Source organism: Streptomyces bullii (genome assembly GCF_042657145.1).
Lineage (GTDB): Bacteria > Actinomycetota > Actinomycetes > Streptomycetales > Streptomycetaceae > Streptomyces > Streptomyces bullii.
This window is the reverse complement of the sequence record NZ_JBHSNY010000012.1, coordinates 62,030-82,145: the sequence shown is the minus strand read 5'-3', so window position 1 is coordinate 82,145 and position 20,116 is coordinate 62,030. Positions and strand designations below refer to the sequence as shown.

Below are 20,116 nucleotides of genomic sequence, written 5' to 3'. Positions count from 1 at the left end.
CAGTTTGGTTTCCCTTGCAGTACAGAGCCTGCGGAGCATGTGACCGCGGGCTCTCGTCATTCTCAGACGTATGCAGTTGTGCAGAACTTATCTTCACACTTGCTGGTTCTGGAGCAGGGCAACCCTTTTGAGCCCAAGGAGGGCTTATGGCTACCGGAACCGTGAAGTGGTTCAACGCCGAAAAGGGCTTTGGTTTCATCGCCCAGGAGGGCGGCGGCCCCGACGTCTTCGTCCACTACTCCGCGATCAACGCGAGCGGCTTCCGCTCGCTCGAGGAGAACCAGCAGGTGTCCTTCGACGTCACCCAGGGCCCGAAGGGCCCGCAGGCGGAGAACGTCACCCCTGTCTGATCGATAGCAGTACCCAAGGAGCCCCGCGCCACCCGGCGACGGGGCTCCTGCCCTTTTGGGGCACCGGCGCGGCCCGTACGGCCGGTGCGATGCCGTGTGATCTGTACGGCCGGTGAATTCCCGACGAATTCCCGGTCCGATCCGGACATCCGCCAGGACGCCCCTCAAGACCCCCGTCAAGACCCCCGATCCAGACCTGCTCCAGACGCCCGATTCCAGAGCCGCATCCGGACGCCCGATTCCGGAGCCGGATCCGGACGCCCGACTCGGACGTGCTGCGTGATCAGCACGAATGTCGTGCCCGGCGGCCCCGTTGGTGCTGGGCGCGGCGGGAGCGACGGCGGTGCTGGGGGCGCTGGGGTGGAGTGAGGCGCGGCCGGTGAGGTGCGGCTGGCGGGGTCAGCCGGTCCGCCCTTCCGATGCGCCGTGGTCCCCCAGTACGGCGCGGCAGTCCTGCCAGGCGGGCGGGCTCAACAGGGGCCGGAGATCCGGGTGAACAGGGCGAGCAGTTCGGGACCCCAGCGGGCACGAAAGGCCGGGTCGGTACGGGCCAGGTCGAGTTCGTTGGCGGCGGTGATTTCGGCGAAGTCCCTGCGGAGCTGCGGGGCCGGGACGTGGACACGGCCGATGAAACGGTCGTGGAAGGGACAGCCGAGGTCGCTGAGCGACGGGTAGGTGGCCGTGCGGTCGCAGCTCGTGTAGAGGTGGACGATCGCCTCGGCCTCGGGGCCGATCACCGCCACGAGGTCGGCGCGGCGGTCCAGGGACAACAGGGCGGTGGGAAAACCGCGTTGTGACTCTGGACGACCTGCGGGTCTTCGTCGCCGTGTGCCGGGCCGGCAGCCTCAGTGCGGTGGCCCGGGCACTGGCGTGCACCCAGTCGGCGGTGAGCCAGCACGTCAGGCGCCTGGAGCGCGAGACGGGGGTCAGCCTCCTGAAGCGGCAGTCGCGCGGGGTCGTACCGACGCCGGCGGGCCGGCTGCTGGAGGCGGCCGCGGCCGAGGGGATCGCCGGGCTGGACCTGGCGCTGCGGCGGCTGCGCGAACTCGCCGACGGCGCGAGCGGTTCGGTGCGCGTCGCCACGGGCGCGACGACCGTTCGGCACTTCATGGCGGAGGCCGTCGTCGCCTTCCGGCAGCGGCACCCGAACGTCAGCCTGGAGTTCCGTACGGAGAGCTCCAGCCGCGGCTGCTTCGACGCGCTGGCCGACAGCGACCTGGACCTGGCCTGGGTCACCCTCGGTCCGCCCGTGCGCGGCATCGAGCAGCGGCCGGTGGTCGACCTGCCGTGGGTGCTGGCGGTACGGGCCGGCGGCCCGCTGGCGTCACGGCCGTACGTGGAGCCCGCGCGGCTTCAGGACCTGCGGCTGATCCGGCTGCCGCCCGACTCGACGTCCGCGGCCCGTCTGGACGCCGCCTGCGCGGAGGCCGGGGTGCGGTTCGCCTTCGACACCGGCGTCGCCGACTGGGACACCGCGCTGCTGCTGGCGGAGCTGGGGCTGGGGCGGGCGGTCGTGCCCGCGTTGCCCGGACACGCGATCCCGGGCGAGGACGGCCCGCTGCGGCTGGCGCCCGTCCGGGACCTGCGTCCCCTGTCCGTCGGCTGGGCGGTCCGCCGCTGGGACGCGCTGCCACCGCCGGCGCGGGCGTTCGCCGACACGGTGGTGGAGCGCTGCCGTCGCGACGCGCCGGCGGCCCGGACGGAGTGAGGGGCGGCGAACTCCCCTCACTTCCAGCACGTCGACGGAGCTGATCAGGGCCACCGTGCTAGTCGAGGCCGATCGCCGCGCAGGCCGCCGCGTACCTCGTGGTGCAGATCTCCTTGACCGTGTAGACGCCGTCCTTGATCACCGTTGCCTCGATGTTGTCCTTCGTGAGGGCCACCACGGGGACCAGCATCGCCGGGATGTCCTTCTGGGTCGGGCTGTCGACCCGGTCGCGGGTGAGCGCGTCGAACTCGATCGAGCGGCCCTGGACCTTGGCCACCGCGATCTTCGCGGCGTTGGTCGCCTCCAGCAGGAACGACTTGTACACGGTCATGAACTGCCGGCCCGCGACGATCCGCTGCACCGCGTCCAGGTTCGCGTCCTGGCCCGTCACCGGCGGCATCTCGGTGGCGCCCGCCTCCTCCAGCGCCTCGATGGCGGCGCCCGCCATGCCGTCGTTCGCCGAGTAGACGGCGGCGATGTCGTTCAGCCCGACGGCCTCGATCGCCTTCTTCATGTTCGCCTTGGCGATGGCGGGCGACCACTTCGCGGTGTCGTACTGCCGGACGATGTTCACCTTGCCCTGGAGTTCGCTGAGCGCGCCCGCCTTGAACAGTGCCGTGTTGGGGTCGGCGGGGTCGCCGTTCATCATGACGACCTTTCCGGCGGAGGCCCTGCCGCCCAGCTCGTCGAGGAGGGAGCGGGCCTGCACCTCGCCGACCAGTTCGTTGTCGTGGGAGACGTACGCGTCGATCGGGCCCTGGGCGAGCCGGTCGTAGGCGATGACCGGGATGCCCGCGTCCTTGGCCTTGCGCACGTCCGACGCGACGGCCTTGGCGTCCAGCGCGTCCACCAGCACGACGTCGACCCTGTCGTCGATCATCTGCTGGAACTGCCGGCTCTGTCTGGCCACGCTCGCCTCGGCGTTGGCGTAGACGACCTTGCCCCGGCCGTTGGTGAGGGAGGCGATCTCCTTCTTGATCAGGGGGTAGTCGAACTTCTCGAAGCGTGCCGTGTCCCTGTCGGGCAGGAGCAACCCCACCGTGATGGCGTCGTCCTTCTCCGGAGCGGCGGAGCTGTCGCCTGCGTCCCCGCCGAAGGCGCCGCACGCGGTGAGCGAGAGGGCCGAGGCGGAGGCGGTCAGGGCTATGGCGAGACGATGACGCACAGCGGTCCGACGGGTGTTACGGGCGTTCACTTCAGGTGCCTTCCGAAAGAGGGAGCAGCAGCGCGACCGAGGTGGCTGAAAGCCAAGGCGGTGACGGTGTGCGGCGTCAAGCAACGCACGTCACGAGACCGCAACAGCTCGGCCGGGAGGGGTGGTCGGCCCACACCCGGCGCGGGGACGACGGCCCGCCGCCCCCGACGCGACCTGCGCGTCTCACCCCACCAGCGCCAGTGACGCCACCGCCGGGGCCATGTACAGCAGGGGGAAGGGGACGTGGGTGAACCAGCGTGCCCGGATCACCGTGGCGACCGCGCCGGCGAAGTACAGGACCAGGCCGATGCCCGCCAGGACCCCCACCACCGGTACGGCCAGTCCGACCAGCAGGCCGACCGCGCCTGCCGCCTTGGCCGCGCCGAGCCACGGCAGCCACGACAGCGGCACGCCGTAGTCGGCCAGCGGTTTGATCACCCACTCGGCGCGGCGGAGGGTCGACGCGGCCGAGAAACCGGCCATCAGGGCACCCAGCACAGTGACGATGACGTAGGCGGTGGACATCGCGGGATCCTCCTCGGATCGGCGTCGGGTCGGTGTCTCATCACCCTGACGACGCCCGCGGCCCGCGTGTGACCGGCAGTCGACTGTGACGCCCCTCACGCCCCTAGCGTTGGTACAGCTTCTCCACCTCCGTCTCGAAGTCGCGCATGATCGCCTCGCGGCGCAGCTTCATCGACGGGGTCAGATGGCCCGCCTCCATCGTGAAGTCGACGGGCAGGATCGCGAAGCGGCGGATCGACTCCGGCCTGGACACCAGCTTGTTGGCCTCGTCGATCGCCCGTTGCAGGACTGCTCTGAGCTCCTCGTCGTCGACCAGGAGCCGGGGCGGCACGGGGTGCTTGCCGTTCATCTGGCGCCAGTGGGTGATGCCGTCCTGGTCCAGGGTGATCAGCGCGGAGACGTAGGGGCGGCCGTCGCCCAGCACGACGCACTGGGAGATCAGGGGGTGGGAGCGGAGCCAGTTCTCCAGCGGGGCCGGGGCGACGCTCTTGCCTCCGGCCGTGATCAGCATCTCCTTCTTCCGGCCGGTGATCGTCAGGTATCCCTCGTCGTCCAGCTCGCCGAGGTCGCCCGTCGCGAGCCAGCCGTCCGGGGTCGCGGGGACCACTCCGCCCGCCGCCGGGTCCCAGTAGCCGCGGAGTACGTGGTCGCCCGCCACCAGGATCTCGCCGTCGGCCGCTATACGGACCCGCGTGCCCGGCAGCGGCCAGCCCACCGTGCCGAGCCGGGGCTTGAGCGGTGGGGTCACCGTCGACGCGCCGGTGGTCTCCGTCAGGCCGTAGCCCTCGAAAATCTCGATGCCGGCGCCGGCGTAGAACGCGGCCAGGGGGCGGCCGAGCGGGGAGCCGCCGCAGATGGCGTAGCGGACTCGGCCGCCCATGGCGCTGCGGATACGGCGGTAGACCAGGGGGTCGTAGAAGGCGCGGGCGGTCCTCAGGGACCGGGACGGGCCCGGCCCGGTCCCGGTCTGCTGGGCCTCCACCGCCTCGCCGTAGCGGCGGGCGACCGCCGCCGCGCGGTCGAACGACGTCACCTTCCCGCCGGCCTCCGCCTTGGCGCGGGCGGTGTTGAAGACCTTCTCCAGCATGTACGGGATGGCCAGCAGACAGGTCGGCCGGAAACTCGCCAGGTCCGGGAGCAGGTCGTCGGCCTTGATGCTGGGCGTGTGGCCCAGCCGGACCCGCGCGCGGACGCAGGCGATCGCCACCATCCGCCCGAAGACGTGCGACATCGGCAGGAACAGCAGGACCGACGCCTCCTCGTTCGTCCTCGCGCGGAAGACCGGATAGAGCAGCTCGATGGCGTTGTCCACCTCGGCGAAGAAGTTGCCGTGGGTGAGGGCGCAGCCCTTGGGACGGCCGGTGGTGCCCGACGTGTAGACGAGGGTCGCCAGCGTCTCGGGGATGAGCACACCGCGCCGTACGTCCACCTCCGCGTCCGGGATGCGCGCGCCGAGTTCCGCGAGCCGCTCGACGTGGCCCTTCTCGACGACCCACACGGACCGCAGGTCGGGCAGGCGTTCGCGCTCGGGGCCGATGGCCGCGGCCTGGCCGACCGTCTCCGTGATCAGGGCGACCGCGCCCGAGTCCTGGAGGATCCAGCGGGTTTGGAAGACGGAGGAGGTGGGGTAGATCGGGACGGTCACCAGACCCGCCGCCCACGCGGCGAAGTCGAGGAGCGTCCACTCGTAGATGGTGCGGGCCATCACCGCGATCCGGTCGCCCGGCATGAGGCCCTCGGAGACGAGTCCCTTCGCCACGGCCAGCACCTGGTCGGCGAACTGGGCCGCCGTCACGTCCGTCCACCGCCCGTCCGGTCCCTTGCGGCTGAGGACCACGGAGCCCGGCGCCGCGCTCGCGTTGTCGAACGGCAGGTCGGCGAGCGACCCGTGCCGTACCGGCTGCGCCAGCGGCGGCACGGACGCCTCCCGCACGACCCCGTCCAGCCGCCGTGTCTCGGGCTCGACGAGGACGGGCCCGCCGTACACATCGCCGAAGGCGGAGGAGGGAAGGTCAGTGGACACGGGCGACTCCTGGGGCGTGCAGCGAAGAACTGCTTGCGCATACGTACGTGCCTCGCACGCCGAGGCGCTCAACCGGCGGAATCCCCAGAAACGGGCTTCTGACGGCAGGAACCGGATCGTACGGGGCCCGCGTGGCGGGTTTGTGCGGGTTCGGGGATGGTTCGGAGCCAGGCCTGTGCAATCTCGGGGGTTACGTGAGGGTGTTTCACGTTCTCTGCCGGATCACGCCCGCTCCAGGATCGCCGTCACCCCCTGCCCGCCCGCCGCGCACACCGAGATCAGCCCGCGGCCGGGCGCGCCCCGTTCGGCGAGCAGCTTGGCCAGGGTCGCCACGATCCGGGCGCCGGTGGCGGCGAAGGGGTGACCGGTCGCGAGCGAGGAGCCCGCGACGTTCAGACGGGCGCGGTCCACCGGGGCGAGTCCCCGCTTCTCCCAGGCCGCGAGCGTGGCCAGTACCTGGGAGGCGAACGCCTCGTGGATCTCGACCAGATCGAAGTCGTCCAGGCCGAGGCCCGCGCGCTCCAGCATGCGCGGGACCGCGTACGCGGGAGCCATCAGCAGTCCGTCCTCGCCGTCGGCGACGTCGCCGTGCACGAAGTCGACCGCCGCCGTCTCGTACGCCGTGAGGTACGCCAGCGGCTCAAGGCCGCGCGCCTCGGCCCACTCCTCGCTCGCCAGCAGCACCACCGCCGCCCCGTCCGTCAGCGGTGTCGAGTTGCCCGCGGTCATGGTCGGGTCGGGGTGATCCAGGCCGAACACCGGCTTGAGGGCGGCCAGTTTCTCCACCGTCGAACCGGGGCGCAGGTTCTGGTCGCGGGCCAGGCCGCGGAAGGGGGTGACCAGGTCCTGGAAGAAGCCGCGTTCGTACGCGGCCGCCAGCCGCTGGTGACTGGCGGCCGCCAGTTCGTCCTGCGCCCGGCGGCCGACGCCCCAGGCGCGGGCGGTCACGGCGGCGTGCTCGCCCATCGACAGGCCGGTACGCGGCTCGGCGTTGCGCGGGATGTCGGGGATCAGCTGGGCGGGCCTGACGCGGGCGAGCGCCTTCAGCCGGGCGCCCGCCGACCTGGCCCGGCGGGCCTCCAGCAGGATCCGCCGCAGCTGGTCGTTGACACCGAGCGGTGCGTCGCTCGCCGTGTCCGCGCCGCCCGCGATCGCCGACTCGGTCTGCCCGAGGGCGATCTTGTTGGCGGCGGCGATCACGGCCTGGAGCCCCGTGCCGCAGGCCTGCTGGATGTCGTACGCGGGTGTCCGGGCGTCCAGCCGGGAGCCGAGGACGGTCTCACGCGCGAGGTTGAAGTCGCGGCTGTGCTTGAGGACCGCCCCGGCGACGAACTCGCCCACCGCGCCCGGCTCCTGGAGCCCGTACCGCTCGACGAGGCCGTCGAGCGCGGCGGTGAGCATCTCCTGGTTGGAGGCCGTGGCGTAGGGCCCGTCGGAGCGGGCGAACGGGATGCGGCTGCCGCCGATGATCGCGACGCGCCGCGCCTGCGGCGGCTTCAGCGGCTCCAGGGGGCTCATCTCGACCTGCTCCTCACCGTGACGTAGCATTACCTCCGGTAACCTTACTCCAGAGTAAGGACTTTTCGGAGCACTCGCAGCTGGGAGTACCCCATGGCCGACCGCTATCTGAGCTTCACCGGCACCGCGCCCGGCCGTTTCCTCACCCGCCGCCTGGGCCTTCCGCAGCCGGCGGCACTGCGGCGCTGGTCACCGGAGCGGCCGGTGCTCGAGGGCGGTCTGCTCCACCTCACCGCGGGCAAGTCCGACCTGGACCTCGCGCCCGTCCTCGCCCGTACGGGGCTGGGGGCCGACTCGGGCCGGCCTGCCGCCGTCGTCCTGGACGCCACCGGCGTACGGGACGTCGAGGGACTGGCCGAGGTGCACGCCGCGCTGCACCCCGTCGTGCGGTCGGTCGCCGCGAGCGGCCGCGTGGTGGTGCTGGGCGCCCCGCCGGCCCTCGCCGACCATCACCAGGCCGCCGCCCAGCAGGCGCTGGAGGGTTTCACCCGCTCCCTCGGCAAGGAGATCGGCCGGGGCAGGACCGTGAACCTGGTCCGCCTCACCGACGCGCACGCCGCCGAGTCGACCCTGCGCTTCCTGCTCTCCCCCAAGTCGGCCTACGTCAGCGGCCAGGTGATCGAGGTCGGCTCCCGCGAGGCCGAGGCGCCCGGCGACTGGGACCGTCCCCTGACCGGCCGGACCGCCCTGGTGACCGGCGCCGCGCGGGGCATCGGCGAGGCGGTCGCCGAGACGCTGGCCAGGGACGGCGCCCGGGTCGTGGTCCTCGACGTGCCGCAGGCCGAGCAGGACGCCCGGCGCGTCGCCGAGCGGCTCGCCGGCACCGCGCTCGCCCTCGACATCACGGCCGGCGACGCGGGCGAGCGGATCGCCGCGGCCCTGCCGGACGGCCTGGACATCCTGATCCACAACGCGGGCATCACGCGCGACCGGCGGCTGGTCAACATGCCCGCCGAACGCTGGAGTGCGGTGCTGGACGTCAACCTGGCGAGCGTGCTGCGCACGACCGACGCCCTGCTGGCGTCCGGGACGCTGAAGCCGGGCGGCCGGATCGTGGCGACCGCCTCCATCGCGGGGCTCGCCGGGAACGCGGGCCAGACGAACTACGGCGCCGCCAAGGCGGGCATCGTCGGCCTGGTCCGCTCCCTTGCGCCCCGAGCGCTGGACGAGCACGGGGTGACGGTGAACGCGGTCGCGCCCGGGTTCATCGAGACGAGAATGACGGCAGCCGTCCCGCTGTTCATCCGCGAGGCGGGCCGCCGTATGAACTCCCTCGCCCAGGGCGGGCTGCCCGTCGACGTCGCCGAGACCACCGCCTGGCTCGCCCACCCGGCCTCCGGGCCGGTCAACGGGCAGGTCGTCCGGGTCTGCGGCCAGAGCCTGCTGGGAGCGTGATGTCCCCCGACGTCCTCGTCCTCACCGGGCCCCCCTCCCTTCCGCCCCTGCTCGCGCGGGGCGCCCTGCTGTCCCCCTTGAAACGGCCGGGCCCCGACGCGGAGTTCCCGCGCACCCGGCTCGTCCTGCCCGGCCTGCGCGTCGACCTCGCGCGGCTGGCCGCGTACGAGCGGGTGTGCGGGTTCCCGACCGGGGAGGACGCCCTGCCGGTGACCTATCCGCACGTCCTCGGCTTCCCGGCGGCCATGCGGCTGATGAGCGGCCGGGACTTCCCGCTGCCGCTGCTGGGCCTGGTCCACACGTCCCTCTCGATCACCCGGCGCCGGGCCCTCACGGCCACCGGGGAGTACGAACTCGCCGTCCACGTCGAGGGGTTGGCACCGCACCGGCGCGGTACGCAGGCGACGGTCGTCACCGAGATGCGGACCGGCGACGAGGTGGTGTGGGAGTCGCGCAGCACGTACCTGGCCCGGCACCGCACCCGGCACGGAGCCGACGGGCCCGCCGGGCAGGAACCTGTGGGGCAGCGGCCCGCCGGGGAGGGGCCTCTGGCGGAAGGGCCCGCCGGGCAGGAGCGCAAGCCGCTGCCCGCCGTCGCCGACTGGCGGCTCGGCGGCGACATCGGCCGGCGCTACGGTGCCGCGTCCGGCGACCGCAACCCGATCCACCTGCACCCGCTGACCGCCCGGCTGTTCGGCTTCCCCCGCGCGATCGCGCACGGCATGTGGACCGCGGCCCGCTGCCTCGCCGCGCACGGCACGCCGGACCAGGCCGTGGTACGGGTGGAGTTCCGGGCGCCCGTGCCGCTGCCGGGGACGGTGACGTACGCGGCGGAGGGCGGCCGCTTCGAACTGCGCGACGGAAACGACCGCCTCCACCTGACCGGCGAGGTCCACCCCGCCTGAGAACGGCACAGCGGCAACGGTTGGTCCCGTGCACAGCAGCAACGCCCGGCCCCACCCGACCAGCGAGCTCTACCCCGCCTGAGCCCGCTCCGGCTCCTCGGGCGGTGACCACGGGCGGCCCGCCATCAGGTCGCCCAGCCCCGCCCACGCGAAGTTCATCAGGGTCGCCGCCGCCTGCCTGGCCGTGACGCCCGGGGTGGCGTTGGCCCAGGCGGCCAGCGACTCGGCGGCGCCCACCAGGGCCTCGGCGAGCCCGGCGACCTCGCGCTCCGGCAGGTCGGGGTCGCGATGGGCCTCGCGTGCGGCGGCGAGGATCAGCTGCGTCACGAGCGCGGCGATCTCCTCGCGCATCGCGGTGAACTCGGCCGCGAACGGCTCGCCGTGCGTCCGGGCCTGGAGGTGCAGCACCGCCCAGCCGTCGGGGTTGCGGGCGGTGTGGGTGAAGAAGGCCCGCAGGCCTTCCCAGAGTTGGCGGTCGGCGGGCAGGTCGGGGTGGACGCCCGCGCGGACCGCCTCCGTGAGCGCGGCGGCCTCCCGGCGGATGCACGCCGTGAAGAGGTCTTCCTTCGAGTTCAGGTACAGGTACACCAACGGCTTGGAGACGCCCGCGAGTTCGGCGATCTCGTCCATCGACGCGGCCATGTACCCGCGCTGCCCGAAGGTGCGTACGGCGGCGTCCAGCATCTGCTGCTCACGGACCGCACGCGGCATCCGCTTGCTCTTCACGGCACCCATGCGGATTAGCGTACGGTCCGGCGCGACCGGTCAGATCCTCGTCAGATCTCCGCCGGTGTCGGTCAGGCCGTGGCGGCCACGGGACGCGGCTCGTCCGCCGGCTCGGCCGGCTCGTCCACCGGGGAGCCGCCGACGCGGTCGTAGGCGTCGCGGTCGAGCAGGCCCTCGCGGGCGGAGACGAGGACCGGCACCAGGGCCTGCCCGGCGACGTTCGTCGCCGTGCGGATCATGTCGAGGATCGGGTCGATCGCGAGCAGCAGGCCGACGCCCTCCATGGGCAGGCCGAGCGTGGACAGGGTGAGGGTCAGCATGACCGTCGCGCCCGTCAGGCCGGCCGTGGCGGCGGAGCCGACCACCGACACGAACGCGATCAAAAGGTAGTCGCCGACGCCGAGCTGGATGTCGAAGATCTGGGCGACGAAGATCGCGGCAATGGCGGGGTAGATGGCGGCGCAGCCGTCCATCTTGGTCGTGGCGCCGAACGGCACGGCGAACGAGGCGTACTCGCGCGGCACTCCGAGGCGCTCGGTGACCTTCTGGGTCAGCGGCATGGTGCCCACCGACGAGCGGGAGACGAAGGCCAGCTGGATCGCGGGCCAGGCGCCCTTGAAGAACTGCACCGGGTTGGCCTTGGCGACGGTGCCGAGCAGCAGCGGGTAGACCACGAACAGGACGATCAGGCAGCCGACGTAGATGTCGGCGGTGAAGGTGGCGTACTTGCCGATCAGGTCCCAGCCGTAGGTGGCGATGGCGTTGCCGATGAGGCCGACGGTGCCGAGCGGGGCGAGCCGGATGACCCACCACAGCGCCTTCTGGAGCAGTTCCAGGACGGACTCGCTCAGGGTGAGGATCGGCTGGGCCTTCTCGCCGAGCTGGAGGGCGGCGATACCGGCGACGGCGGCCATGAAGACGATCTGGAGGACGTTCAGCTCGGTGAACGGCGTGATCACGTCGGTCGGGACGATGCCGGTCAGGAAGTCGATCCAGGAGCCGGTCGTCTTGGGCAGCTCACCGTCCTTGGGGGTGAGGCCGGTGCCGGCGCCGGGGTTGGTGACCAGGCCGATGACGAGGCCGATGCTCACGGCGATCAGCGACGTGATCATGAACCAGAGCAGGGTGCGGGAGGCCAGGCGGGCCGCGTTGTTGACCTTCCGCAGGTTGGTGATCGAGACGAGGATCGCGAAGAAGACGAGCGGGGCGACGGCGAGCTTCAGCAGGCCGACGAAGGTGGCGCCGATCTTCTCCAGGGTCGTCACGAGCCAGGACACGTCCTGGCTGCGGGCGACCCAGCCGAGGAGGACGCCCAGGGCGAGACCGAGGAGTATCTGGGCCCAGAAGGGCACCTTCAGGGACTTCGTGGGGGACGAGGCTGCTGACATCACACGCACGACCGTAACACCTGAACTTTGAGAGCCTCAAAGCCTTACTTTGAGAGGTGAAGGCGGGACTGGACCCCCAGAAACGCAAATCGCCCCGGTGTGCGGGGGTTTGGGCAACCCGCGCGCACCGGGGCGCTGTTCGCGTGTGACGGAGCTTACGTCGGCTTTACGTCCGCCTTACGAGGTCTGCCCCTGCGTCCGGGCTGCGTCGTCGGCGACGTCCTCCTGGCTGCGGTTGGCCTCCAGGTTGGCCTTCACCCGGTCCACCCGCCTGACGATCTGCTCGGAGGCCCGGTCGCGCTCCTTGCGCAGCGCGACGAAGCTGATCGGCGCGGAGAGCAGCAGGGCGAGGAGGATGATCCACAGGCCGTTGGAGTCGCCGAGGCCGCGCGGGGCGAGACCGGAGTAGACGAGACCCCAGACGACCACGAGGCAGCCCACGAAGATCCCGAGGCGCATCAGCGTGTAGCGGAGCATCTCAATCCACTCTTCCGTATCTATCGGCCGGAACGTTCCCAAAGGGGCACCGTCCAGTGAAGCACGCCGGACCACCGATCTTGCACGGGGGTGCGCACGGGGCTCACGGGGACGCCTGTGGGCTCGCAGCGTGCGTACGGGCTCAGTCCAGCGGCAGCAGCATGATGACGTCGTCCCGGTCGTCGCCCGGGGCGACCCGGATCGCGCCGGGGATCCGGCCGACCTCCTTGTAGCCGCAGGAAGCGTAGAACCGCTCCAGTCCGAGTCCGCCGCGACAGGTCAGCCGTACCGCCCCGATGCCCTCGATGCCGCGGGCCGCGTCCGCGGCGGCGGCCAGCAGGTCACGCCCGTACCCCTTGCCCTGGTGGCGGGGATGCACCATCACCGTGTACAGCCACAGCCAGTGCGCCATCAGGCGGTAGGTGTTGAAGGTGAGGAAGGCGGTCGCGGCCACCCGTCCCTGCTCGTCGTGCCCGACGAGCAGCCGGGTCCACCCCTCCGCCATCGCCGTGAAGTGCTTCAGCAGCTCCGGGCGGACCGTCTCCCGCTCCACCGGCGGCACGAATCCGACGGCGCCACCCGCGTTGGACACGTCGGTCCACAGATCGAGCAGGCCGTCGCGCAGGTCGGGGGTCACGGCGGGATCGAGAGTGAAAGTAAGGGGCATGGAGGCATGCTACCTATTACGACAGGGCTCGCGCCGCCACTTTCAGATCCGCGACCAGGCCCCGGTACGCCGCCTCCCGGTCGTCCGCCCGCAGCACCGCCGAGGGGTGCACCGTCGGCACGAGCAGCTCCCGCCGCCCGTGGATCTCCTCCTCCAGCAGCGTGCCGCGCACCTGCGTGACCCGGAACGAGGAGCCCAGCAGGGCCTTCCCGGCGGTCGCGCCCAGGACGACGATCAGCTCCGGTTCGACGACCGCCAGCTCGGCGGCGAGCCAGGGCCCGCACGCGGTCGTCTCCCGCAGGCTGGGCGCCTTGTGGATACGGCGCTTGCGGGGCTCGGCCTGGGTGAACTTGAAGTGCTTGACCGCGTTGGTGACGTACGTGTCCGCCGGGCTGATGCCGGCTTCGTCCAGGGCGCGGTCCAGGAGTTTCCCGGCCGGGCCGACGAACGGTCTGCCCTGGCGGTCCTCCTGGTCGCCGGGTTGCTCGCCGACGAGCATGACGCGGGCGTGCGGGTCGCCGGTGCCGAAGACGGTCTGGGTGGCGTCCCGGTGCAGGGGGCAGCCCCGGCAGCCGGCCGCCGCCTCGCGCAGCTGGTCGAGCCCGGCGCCGTCGGGGACGAAGGGCTCTGCGGTGTAGGCATCCTCGGGAGCCTTCGTGCTGGGCATGGCCCCCGGGTACCCCGGTCGCCGACGGCGAACAGCGGCGTGCGTCGCCCGGCCGCAGCTCTGGGGAAACCGCTCGGGCCCACGCGGCGGAGCCGCAAGCCGGGCACAGCCCCGTGCTCCTCGGCTCACACGCGCATGGGCTGCGGCGACTCCCGGCGGGCCGGGTCCGGACCGTCGTACTCCCGGATGATCTCGTAGCGGGTGTTGCGCTCCACCGGCCGGAAGCCTGCGTCGCGGATCAGCTCCAGCAGGTCCTCGCGGGTGAGCTTGCTGGGTGTGCCGAAGTTGTCCGCGTCGTGCGTGATCTTGTACTCGACGACCGAGCCGTCCATGTCGTCGGCGCCGAACTGGAGGGCCAGTTGCGCGGTGTTGACGCCGTGCATCACCCAGAAGACCTTCACGTGCGGCACGTTGTCGAACAGCAGCCGGGAGACGGCGAAGGTCTTCAGCGCCTCCGCCCCGGTCGCCATCTGCGTGCGGGCCTGGAGCCGGTTGCGGACCTTGCCGTCCTTCATGTCGACGAAGTCGTGCTGGTAGCGCAGCGGGATGAAGACCTGGAAACCGCCGGTCTCGTCCTGGAGTTCACGCAGCCGCAGCACGTGGTCGACGCGGTGGCGGGGCTCCTCGATGTGGCCGTACAGCATGGTGCACGGGGTCTTCAGGCCCTTCTCGTGCGCCAGGCGGTGGATGCGCGACCAGTCCTCCCAGTGGGTGCGGTGGTCGACGATGTGCTGCCGCACCTCCCAGTCGAAGATCTCCGCGCCGCCGCCGGTGAGCGACTCCAGGCCCGCGTCGATCAGCTCGTCCAGGATCTCGCTCGCGCTCATCCCGGAGATCGTCTCGAAGTGGTGGATCTCGGTGGCGGTGAAGGCCTTCAGGGAGACGTTCGGCAGGGCCTTCTTCAGCTCGCGCAGGGAGCGCGGGTAGTAGCGCCAGGGGAGGTTCGGGTGCAGGCCGTTGACGATGTGCAGCTCGGTGAGGTTCTCCGACTCCATCGCCTTGGCGAGCTTGACGGCCTCCTCGATGCGCATCGTGTACGCGTCCTTCTCCCCCGGCTTGCGCTGGAAGGAGCAGTACGCGCAGGAGGCCGTGCACACGTTGGTCATGTTGAGGTGGCGGTTGACGTTGAAGTGGACGACGTCGCCGTTCTTCCGCGTCCGCACCTCGTGCGCGAGCCCGCCGAGCCACGCCAGGTCGTCCGACTCGTACAGCGCGATGCCGTCCTCGCGGGTCAGCCGCTCGCCGGAGCGGACCTTCTCCTCCAGCTCGCGCTTGAGCCCGACATCCATTGCCGTTACCTCCACCTAGAGACAGATCTCGTCAACCGTACTCCCCCGCCTTTCGGGCGGAGGACCCCGAACGACGCTCCGCGCCTACGCCGGTTCCGGCAGCTCACCCACCCGGTTCTCCCACTTCGTGGAGAGCACGATGGTGGTACGGGTCCGGGAGACGCCCTTCGTCCCGCTGAGCCGCCGGATGATCTTCTCCAGCCCGTCGACGTCGGTCGCCCGGACCTTGAGCATGAACGAGTCGTCGCCGGCGATGAACCAGCAGTCCTCGATCTCGGGGAGGTCCTTCAGCCGGCGGGCCACGTCCTCGTGGTCGGCGGCGTCGGAGAGCGAGATGCCGATGAGGGCGGTGACGCCGAGGCCGAGCGAGGCGGCGTCGACGGTGGCGCGGTAGCCGGTGATGACGCCGGCCGCCTCCAGCCGGTTGATGCGGTCGGTGACGCTGGGTCCCGACAGGCCGACGAGGCGTCCCAGCTCCGCGTAGGAGGCCCGGCCGTTCTCCCTCAGGGCCTGGATGAGCTGCCTGTCCACCGCGTCCATGCGATCGAAGCCTTCCGCTGAAGAGGTCTGAAAGTTCCGGAGAGTGAGGGTGAGGGTGAGGTGCTCAGGTGGTACGGGACCCGCCGCCGAGCTCACCCTCCCAACGGCGATAGAGCCGGTGCGGCACGCCCGCCGCGTCGAGTACGCGTCCGGCGACGAAGTCCACCAGGTCCTGGATGTGCGTCGCGCCCGCGTAGAAGGCCGGGGAGGCGGGCACCACGGTCGCGCCCGCGTCGTCGAGGGCGACCAGGTGCCGCAGGGTCTGGCCGTTCAGCGGGGTCTCGCGCACGGCCACGACCAGCTTGCGTCCCTCTTTCAGGGTGACGCTCGCCGCCCGCTGCAACAGGTCCTTGGACAGCCCGAGCGCGACCCCGGCCACGCACGCCGTCGAGGCGGGCACGATGAGCATGCCCTTGACCGGGTACGAGCCCGAGGACGGCCCGGCCGCCAGGTCCCCGGCGTTCCAGTACCGCACCCCGTCGAGGTCGGCCTCGAAGGTGTCCGGCTTCCCGTCGGCGCCCCGCGACAGCCACTGCCGCAGGTCGTCCCGCCAGTGCGCGTCCCGGAAGGAGATCCCGGTCTCGTCGAGGAGGGTGAGCCGGGAGGCCCGGGACACCACGAGGTCGACGCTCTCGCCCGCGGCGAGCAGTGCGCGCAGCACGGCGGCGGCGTACGGGGTACCCGAAGCGCCGGACACCCCTACGATCCAAGGCGTACGCGGCGTCTCGCCTGGCTTGACTGGGTTCACAACACCGAGCCTATCCGGCCTCGCAGGGTGGGAACCGGCCAAGGGGTCCGGGCCGTTCCCCGGAGGGGATGAGCCGAGGCTGGGGGTTGCCATGCGGAATCCGGACCTGGCGTGGTCGCGCGGCGACCGCGCGAAGGCCGCGGCCAAGCTGATGGTGGGCTGGGTCGCGCTGCTGTGGCTGCTGGAACTGGCCGACGTGGCCGGCGGCCATGCGCTGGACGGCCTCGGCATCACGCCGCGCACGCCCGCTGAGCTGGCCGATGTCGTCCCGGCCGCCTTCGTCCACTTCGGCTTCGCTCACCTCGCCGCCAACACGGTGCCGCTGCTGGTGCTCGGTTTCCTGGCCGCGCTCGGCGGCCTGCGCCGGTTCCTGGCGGTGTGCGCGCTGATCGTCGTCGCGGACGGTCTGGGTGTGTGGCTCGTGGCCCCGGCGCACAGCAACACCGCGGGCGCCTCCGGGCTGGTCTTCGGCCTCTTCGGCTTCCTGCTGGTCAGCGGCTTCGTCGAGCGGCGCCCGCTCGGCATCCTGGCCGGTCTGCTGGTCGGCGCCGTCTGGGGCGGCTCGATCCTCACGGGCCTGGCCCCCACGCAGACGGGCGTCAGCTGGCAGGGCCACCTGATAGGCCTGTGCGCGGGCGTGGCGGCGGCGTTCGTCTTCCGGCGCCGGACCCTCGGCGACCGGCCGGCCGGTCCTGCGTAACGGACGGCCGCGGCCGATCGGGTGGCCGAAAATAATCGCTCGGCGGTCAGACCGTGAGTCCGCGCACCAGGAGATCCAGCAGCGCGCACACGAACAAGGCGATGCCGATGAAGCCGTTGACGCTGAAGAACGCCCTGTTCACGCGGGACAGATCGTGGGGGCGGACGATGGTGTGCTCATAGACGAACGCACCGGCCACGATCAGCAGGCCCAGCCAGAAGAAGGCGCCGGCGTCCGTCGCCAGGGCGTACCAGACGAACAGGGCCGTGGTCAGCGCGTGGCAGACGCGGGCGCTCCAGACGGCCGCCGGTACGCCGAAGCGGGCCGGGACCGACATGACGCCGATCTCGCGGTCGGTCTCGACGTCCTGGCAGGCGTAGATCAGGTCGAAGCCGCCGATCCAGATGCCGACCGCGAGGCCGAGGATCACCGCGTCCCAGGACCAGGCGCCGGTGACGGCGAGCCACCCGCCGACCGGGCCCATCGCCTGGGCGAGGCCGAGGATGGCCTGCGGGAAGTTCGTGAACCGCTTGCCGTACGGGTAGACCACCATCGGGATCACCGCGATGGGGGCCAGGGCCAGGCACAGCGGGTTCAGCAGGGCCGCCGCGCCGAGGAAGACCACCAGGGCGATCAGCGCGCCCGTCCAGGCATGGCGAACCGACACCGCGCCGGTCACCAGCTCGCGCTGTGCCGTACGCGGGTTACGGGCGTCGATCTCGCGGTCGATGATCCGGTTGACCGCCATCGCGAAGGTGCGCAGGCCGACCATCGCGAGGGTGACCAGAAGCAGCCGGCCCCAGTGGATGTTCCTGTCCCACTCGAACATCGCGGTCAGCGAGGCGATGTAGGCGAAGGGCAGTGCGAAGACCGAGTGCTCGATCATCACCAGGCGGAGGAAGGACTTCACCTTCCCGGTCGGCTGCGGTGCCGGGCCCGGGCCCACGACCCCGTCGGCGGTGGTCATCATGCGAGGCTCCCGAGGAACGCGTCGAGGTCGGCCAGCAGCGCGGCGACGGGCAGCGGGCCCGTCTCCACGGTCAGCGCTGTCCCGGCGTCGTCGGGCGGAGTGACGTGCGCCGTGAAGGCGTACGTGTCAGCGCCGGCCGGACGGGCGTCCAGCCGCAGCACCGCGCCGCCGTCGACCGTGAACGGCCCCTCCGCCGCGGCGAGCCCGGCGCGCAGCCGCTCCGCGAAGCCAGCCGGTTCCGTGTCACGGACACCGGGCAGCTCGAAGCCGTCGCCCGCGCCGTCGTGCTCCAGGAGGACGGCCCAGGTGTCCCCCGGTCCCGCGAACTCCTCGGGTCCGACGCCCGCCTGCTCGGCGGCCCGCCGGACGCCCGGGTCGGCCGGGTCCAGCTCGGGCCGCACGAGCGCCACGTAGTCGGTGTCGGTGCCGATGAACAGGGCCGGGCCGCCCACGGCGATGGGGCTCACAGGCCGTACTCCTTCCAGCGGCGGCTCACCTTCGCCGCCGTCTCCGGATCGGACTCCACCATGTCGGGCCACCCGCCGTCGCGGGTGTAGCCCTCCTCGGGCCACTTCTTCGTCGCGTCGATGCCCGCCTTGCCTCCCCAGAACTGCTGGTAGGAGGCGTGGTCGAGATGGTCGACGGGGCCCTCGACGACGGTGAGGTCGCGGGCGTAGTCCGTGTTGCCGAGGGCCCGCCAGGCGACCTCGTGCAGGTCGTGCACATCGCAGTCGGAGTCCACCACCACGATCAGTTTGGTGAGCGACATCATGTGCGCGCCCCAGATGGCGTGCATCACCTTCTGCGCGTGCTTGGGGTACTTCTTGTCGATCGAGACGATCGCGCAGTTGTGGAAGCCGCCGGCCTCGGGCAGGTGGTAGTCCACGATGTCCGGAACGATGATCTTCAGCAGCGGCAGGAAGAAGCGTTCCGTCGCCCGGCCCAGCGGTCCGTCCTCCGTCGGGGGCCGTCCGACGACGATCGACTGGAGCAGCGGGCGCTTCCGCATCGTCACGCAGTCGATGGTCAGGGCCGGGAAGGGCTCCTGCGGCGTGTAGAAACCGGTGTGGTCGCCGAACGGACCCTCCGGCAGCATCTCGCCCGGCTCCAGCCAGCCCTCCAGCACCACCTCGGCCTGCGCCGGCACCTGGAGCGGCACCGTCTTGCATTCGACCATCTCGATCCGCTTGCCCGCGACGAACCCGGCGAACAGGTACTCGTCGATGTCGCCGGGCAGGGGGGCCGTGGAGGCGTACGTCACGGCGGGCGGGCACCCGAAGGCGATCGCGACCGGCAGCCGCTCCCCCCTCCTCGCGGCCACCTGGTAGTGGTTGCGGCTGTCCTTGTGGATCTGCCAGTGCATGCCGATGGTGCGCCGGTCGTGGCGCTGGAGCCGGTACAGGCCCAGGTTGCGGATGCCGGTCTCCGGGTCCTTGGTGTGGGTCAGGCCCAGGTTGAAGAAGGAGCCGCCGTCCTTCGGCCAGGTGAACAACGCCGGGAGCCGGTCGAGGTCCACGTCGTCGCCGGTGAGCACGACCTCCTGGACGGGGGCGTCCTTGACCTTCTTCGGCGGTACGTGGGTCATCGCGCCGAGCTTGCCGAACGCCTCGCGCACCCCGACGAACCCGTGGGGCAGCTCGGGCCTGAGCAGCCCGCCGATCTTGTCGGAGATGTCCCCGTACGACTTCAGCCCCAGCGCCTTCAGCAGCCGGCGGTCGGTGCCGAAGACGTTCATCGCCAGCGGCATGTCCGAGCCCTTCACGTTCTCGAAGAGCAGGGCGGGGCCGCCGGCCTTGTTCACCCGGTCGACGATCTCACCGACCTCCAGATACGGGTCGACCTCGGCCTTGATGCGCTTGAGGTCTCCCTCGCGCTCCAGCGCCCTGAGCAGGGAGCGAAGATCGTCGTAAGCCATGGGGTCAAGTATCCCCGAGCGGCTACCCTGGCCCTGTACCTGGGGGCTGTGCCTGCGGCCCCGACGACCACTTCGCTGGAGAGGCCACATGCTCCGGGTGCTGATGTTCCTCATCCCGCTCGCACTGAGCATCTACGCGTTCATCGACTGCATCAGCACGAAGGACGACGACATCCGCCACATGCCCAAGCCGCTGTGGGCGATCCTCGTGCTGCTGTTCCCGCTGGTCGGCTCGATCTCCTGGATCATCGCGGGCAAGAAGCGCAGCCCCGCCGCCGAGGGCTGGTCCGGCGTGCGCGGCGGCGGTCGCTCGCGGCAGTGGGTCGCGCCCGACGACAACCCCGACTTCCTGAAGTCCCTCGACGAGGAGAAGAAGAAGGACGAGGACCCCAAGCGGGACGAGCCCTGAG

At 71.5% G+C, this 20,116-nt stretch carries 22 protein-coding genes; 6 read left to right on the top strand and 16 right to left on the bottom strand.

The window, feature by feature from the left end:
* Positions 1-146: 146 nt before the first annotated feature.
* Complete coding sequence (locus ACFPZJ_RS31055) at positions 147-350, top strand: cold-shock protein (RefSeq protein ID WP_003992177.1); 204 nt, start codon at positions 147-149, stop codon at positions 348-350.
* Between the two features lie 470 nt (positions 351-820).
* Here ACFPZJ_RS31055 and ACFPZJ_RS31050 read toward each other — a convergent pair whose 3' ends face one another.
* Entirely contained in the window at positions 821-1,120 is a 300-nt protein-coding gene (locus ACFPZJ_RS31050) for a DUF6817 domain-containing protein (protein ID WP_381028575.1), read from the bottom strand.
* Between the two features lie 23 nt (positions 1,121-1,143).
* Here ACFPZJ_RS31050 and ACFPZJ_RS31045 point away from each other — a divergent pair, with 23 nt between their 5' ends.
* Positions 1,144-2,058 (top strand): LysR family transcriptional regulator, encoded by a 915-nt coding sequence (locus ACFPZJ_RS31045; protein ID WP_381028573.1) that lies wholly within the window; start codon positions 1,144-1,146, stop codon positions 2,056-2,058.
* A 58-nt stretch (positions 2,059-2,116) separates the two neighbouring features.
* On the opposite strand, the gene ACFPZJ_RS31040 is transcribed toward ACFPZJ_RS31045, so the two are convergent.
* The 4 genes from ACFPZJ_RS31040 to ACFPZJ_RS31025 form a co-directional block, all read right to left on the bottom strand.
* A complete protein-coding gene (locus ACFPZJ_RS31040) occupies positions 2,117-3,223 on the bottom strand; it encodes a sugar ABC transporter substrate-binding protein (protein WP_381028571.1) in 1,107 nt (368 codons plus the stop codon).
* A gap of 213 nt (positions 3,224-3,436) precedes the next feature.
* A complete protein-coding gene (locus ACFPZJ_RS31035) occupies positions 3,437-3,778 on the bottom strand; it encodes a DoxX family protein (protein WP_381028569.1) in 342 nt (113 codons plus the stop codon).
* 103 nt (positions 3,779-3,881) lie between these two features.
* The gene (locus ACFPZJ_RS31030) at positions 3,882-5,801 is read right to left on the bottom strand and encodes an AMP-dependent synthetase/ligase (RefSeq protein ID WP_381028565.1); all 1,920 of its coding nucleotides are present in this window, start codon (positions 5,799-5,801) and stop codon (positions 3,882-3,884) included.
* A 222-nt stretch (positions 5,802-6,023) separates the two neighbouring features.
* Entirely contained in the window at positions 6,024-7,310 is a 1,287-nt protein-coding gene (locus tag ACFPZJ_RS31025) for an acetyl-CoA C-acetyltransferase (protein WP_381028987.1), read from the bottom strand.
* Between the two features lie 102 nt (positions 7,311-7,412).
* Between ACFPZJ_RS31025 and ACFPZJ_RS31020 the strand changes: the two genes are divergently transcribed.
* Both ACFPZJ_RS31020 and ACFPZJ_RS31015 read left to right on the top strand, forming a co-directional pair.
* Positions 7,413-8,714, top strand: coding sequence for a 3-oxoacyl-ACP reductase (locus ACFPZJ_RS31020; RefSeq protein WP_381028562.1), 1,302 nt, complete (start codon positions 7,413-7,415; stop codon positions 8,712-8,714).
* Positions 8,714-9,619, top strand: coding sequence for a MaoC family dehydratase (locus tag ACFPZJ_RS31015; protein WP_381028559.1), 906 nt, complete (start codon positions 8,714-8,716; stop codon positions 9,617-9,619). Before ACFPZJ_RS31020 ends, ACFPZJ_RS31015 begins: the two co-directional genes overlap by 1 nt.
* Before the next feature lie 69 nt (positions 9,620-9,688).
* On the opposite strand, the gene ACFPZJ_RS31010 is transcribed toward ACFPZJ_RS31015, so the two are convergent.
* From ACFPZJ_RS31010 to ACFPZJ_RS30975, 8 genes are all read right to left on the bottom strand, one after another.
* Positions 9,689-10,354 carry a TetR/AcrR family transcriptional regulator gene (locus ACFPZJ_RS31010; RefSeq protein WP_381028556.1) on the bottom strand — a complete coding sequence of 222 codons (666 nt, stop codon included), beginning with the start codon at positions 10,352-10,354 and terminating at the stop codon, positions 9,689-9,691.
* Between the two features lie 62 nt (positions 10,355-10,416).
* Complete coding sequence (locus tag ACFPZJ_RS31005; protein WP_381028554.1) at positions 10,417-11,733, bottom strand: dicarboxylate/amino acid:cation symporter; 1,317 nt, start codon at positions 11,731-11,733, stop codon at positions 10,417-10,419.
* Positions 11,734-11,910: 177 nt separating this feature from the next.
* The gene (locus tag ACFPZJ_RS31000; protein ID WP_381028552.1) at positions 11,911-12,210 is read right to left on the bottom strand and encodes a DUF4229 domain-containing protein; all 300 of its coding nucleotides are present in this window, start codon (positions 12,208-12,210) and stop codon (positions 11,911-11,913) included.
* 142 nt (positions 12,211-12,352) lie between these two features.
* Positions 12,353-12,877, bottom strand: coding sequence for a GNAT family N-acetyltransferase (locus ACFPZJ_RS30995; RefSeq protein ID WP_381028550.1), 525 nt, complete (start codon positions 12,875-12,877; stop codon positions 12,353-12,355).
* A gap of 16 nt (positions 12,878-12,893) precedes the next feature.
* Positions 12,894-13,544 carry a UdgX family uracil-DNA binding protein gene (locus ACFPZJ_RS30990; protein ID WP_381028547.1) on the bottom strand — a complete coding sequence of 217 codons (651 nt, stop codon included), beginning with the start codon at positions 13,542-13,544 and terminating at the stop codon, positions 12,894-12,896.
* A 125-nt stretch (positions 13,545-13,669) separates the two neighbouring features.
* Positions 13,670-14,833: an aminofutalosine synthase MqnE gene (mqnE, locus tag ACFPZJ_RS30985; protein ID WP_381028545.1), complete on the bottom strand. Its 1,164-nt coding sequence runs from the start codon at positions 14,831-14,833 to the stop codon at positions 13,670-13,672.
* A gap of 84 nt (positions 14,834-14,917) precedes the next feature.
* Positions 14,918-15,373 carry an Lrp/AsnC family transcriptional regulator gene (locus tag ACFPZJ_RS30980; protein ID WP_381028543.1) on the bottom strand — a complete coding sequence of 152 codons (456 nt, stop codon included), beginning with the start codon at positions 15,371-15,373 and terminating at the stop codon, positions 14,918-14,920.
* Positions 15,374-15,437: 64 nt separating this feature from the next.
* Entirely contained in the window at positions 15,438-16,121 is a 684-nt protein-coding gene (locus ACFPZJ_RS30975) for a UbiX family flavin prenyltransferase (RefSeq protein ID WP_381028540.1), read from the bottom strand.
* Between the two features lie 91 nt (positions 16,122-16,212).
* Here ACFPZJ_RS30975 and ACFPZJ_RS30970 point away from each other — a divergent pair, with 91 nt between their 5' ends.
* Entirely contained in the window at positions 16,213-16,821 is a 609-nt protein-coding gene (locus ACFPZJ_RS30970) for a rhomboid family intramembrane serine protease (protein ID WP_381028537.1), read from the top strand.
* Positions 16,822-16,867: 46 nt separating this feature from the next.
* Here ACFPZJ_RS30970 and mqnP read toward each other — a convergent pair whose 3' ends face one another.
* Genes mqnP through ACFPZJ_RS30955 form a run of 3 tightly spaced genes read right to left on the bottom strand, consistent with a single transcriptional unit; the run spans position 16,868 to position 19,706 of the window.
* Positions 16,868-17,791 (bottom strand): menaquinone biosynthesis prenyltransferase MqnP, encoded by a 924-nt coding sequence (gene mqnP / locus ACFPZJ_RS30965; protein WP_381028534.1) that lies wholly within the window; start codon positions 17,789-17,791, stop codon positions 16,868-16,870.
* On the bottom strand, positions 17,788-18,258 hold the full coding sequence (locus tag ACFPZJ_RS30960) for a hypothetical protein (protein WP_381028531.1): 471 nt from the start codon (positions 18,256-18,258) through the stop codon (positions 17,788-17,790). Before ACFPZJ_RS30960 ends, mqnP begins: the two co-directional genes overlap by 4 nt.
* The gene (locus ACFPZJ_RS30955; RefSeq protein ID WP_381028528.1) at positions 18,255-19,706 is read right to left on the bottom strand and encodes a menaquinone biosynthesis decarboxylase; all 1,452 of its coding nucleotides are present in this window, start codon (positions 19,704-19,706) and stop codon (positions 18,255-18,257) included. Before ACFPZJ_RS30955 ends, ACFPZJ_RS30960 begins: the two co-directional genes overlap by 4 nt.
* A gap of 88 nt (positions 19,707-19,794) precedes the next feature.
* Between ACFPZJ_RS30955 and ACFPZJ_RS30950 the strand changes: the two genes are divergently transcribed.
* Positions 19,795-20,115 (top strand): PLD nuclease N-terminal domain-containing protein, encoded by a 321-nt coding sequence (locus tag ACFPZJ_RS30950; protein ID WP_381028525.1) that lies wholly within the window; start codon positions 19,795-19,797, stop codon positions 20,113-20,115.
* The last annotated feature ends 1 nt before the right edge of the window (position 20,116 follow it).

What these genes read in the sequence shown, in the direction of transcription:
- ACFPZJ_RS30995 (WP_381028550.1), bottom strand. Translation starts at nt 12,877, where the DNA reads ATGCCCCTTACTTTCACTCTCGATCCCGCCGTGACCCCCGACCTGCGC.
- ACFPZJ_RS30955 (WP_381028528.1), bottom strand. Translation starts at nt 19,706, where the DNA reads ATGGCTTACGACGATCTTCGCTCCCTGCTCAGGGCGCTGGAGCGCGAG.
- mqnE (WP_381028545.1), bottom strand. Translation starts at nt 14,833, where the DNA reads ATGGATGTCGGGCTCAAGCGCGAGCTGGAGGAGAAGGTCCGCTCCGGC.
- ACFPZJ_RS31000 (WP_381028552.1), bottom strand. Translation starts at nt 12,210, where the DNA reads ATGCTCCGCTACACGCTGATGCGCCTCGGGATCTTCGTGGGCTGCCTC.
- mqnP (WP_381028534.1), bottom strand. Translation starts at nt 17,791, where the DNA reads ATGATGACCACCGCCGACGGGGTCGTGGGCCCGGGCCCGGCACCGCAG.
- ACFPZJ_RS31035 (WP_381028569.1), bottom strand. Translation starts at nt 3,778, where the DNA reads ATGTCCACCGCCTACGTCATCGTCACTGTGCTGGGTGCCCTGATGGCC.
- ACFPZJ_RS31015 (WP_381028559.1), top strand. Translation starts at nt 8,714, where the DNA reads ATGTCCCCCGACGTCCTCGTCCTCACCGGGCCCCCCTCCCTTCCGCCC.
- ACFPZJ_RS31010 (WP_381028556.1), bottom strand. Translation starts at nt 10,354, where the DNA reads ATGGGTGCCGTGAAGAGCAAGCGGATGCCGCGTGCGGTCCGTGAGCAG.
- ACFPZJ_RS30990 (WP_381028547.1), bottom strand. Translation starts at nt 13,544, where the DNA reads ATGCCCAGCACGAAGGCTCCCGAGGATGCCTACACCGCAGAGCCCTTC.
- ACFPZJ_RS31005 (WP_381028554.1), bottom strand. Translation starts at nt 11,733, where the DNA reads ATGTCAGCAGCCTCGTCCCCCACGAAGTCCCTGAAGGTGCCCTTCTGG.
- ACFPZJ_RS31020 (WP_381028562.1), top strand. Translation starts at nt 7,413, where the DNA reads ATGGCCGACCGCTATCTGAGCTTCACCGGCACCGCGCCCGGCCGTTTC.
- ACFPZJ_RS30970 (WP_381028537.1), top strand. Translation starts at nt 16,213, where the DNA reads ATGCGGAATCCGGACCTGGCGTGGTCGCGCGGCGACCGCGCGAAGGCC.
- ACFPZJ_RS30950 (WP_381028525.1), top strand. Translation starts at nt 19,795, where the DNA reads ATGCTCCGGGTGCTGATGTTCCTCATCCCGCTCGCACTGAGCATCTAC.
- ACFPZJ_RS30980 (WP_381028543.1), bottom strand. Translation starts at nt 15,373, where the DNA reads ATGGACGCGGTGGACAGGCAGCTCATCCAGGCCCTGAGGGAGAACGGC.
- ACFPZJ_RS31055 (WP_003992177.1), top strand. Translation starts at nt 147, where the DNA reads ATGGCTACCGGAACCGTGAAGTGGTTCAACGCCGAAAAGGGCTTTGGT.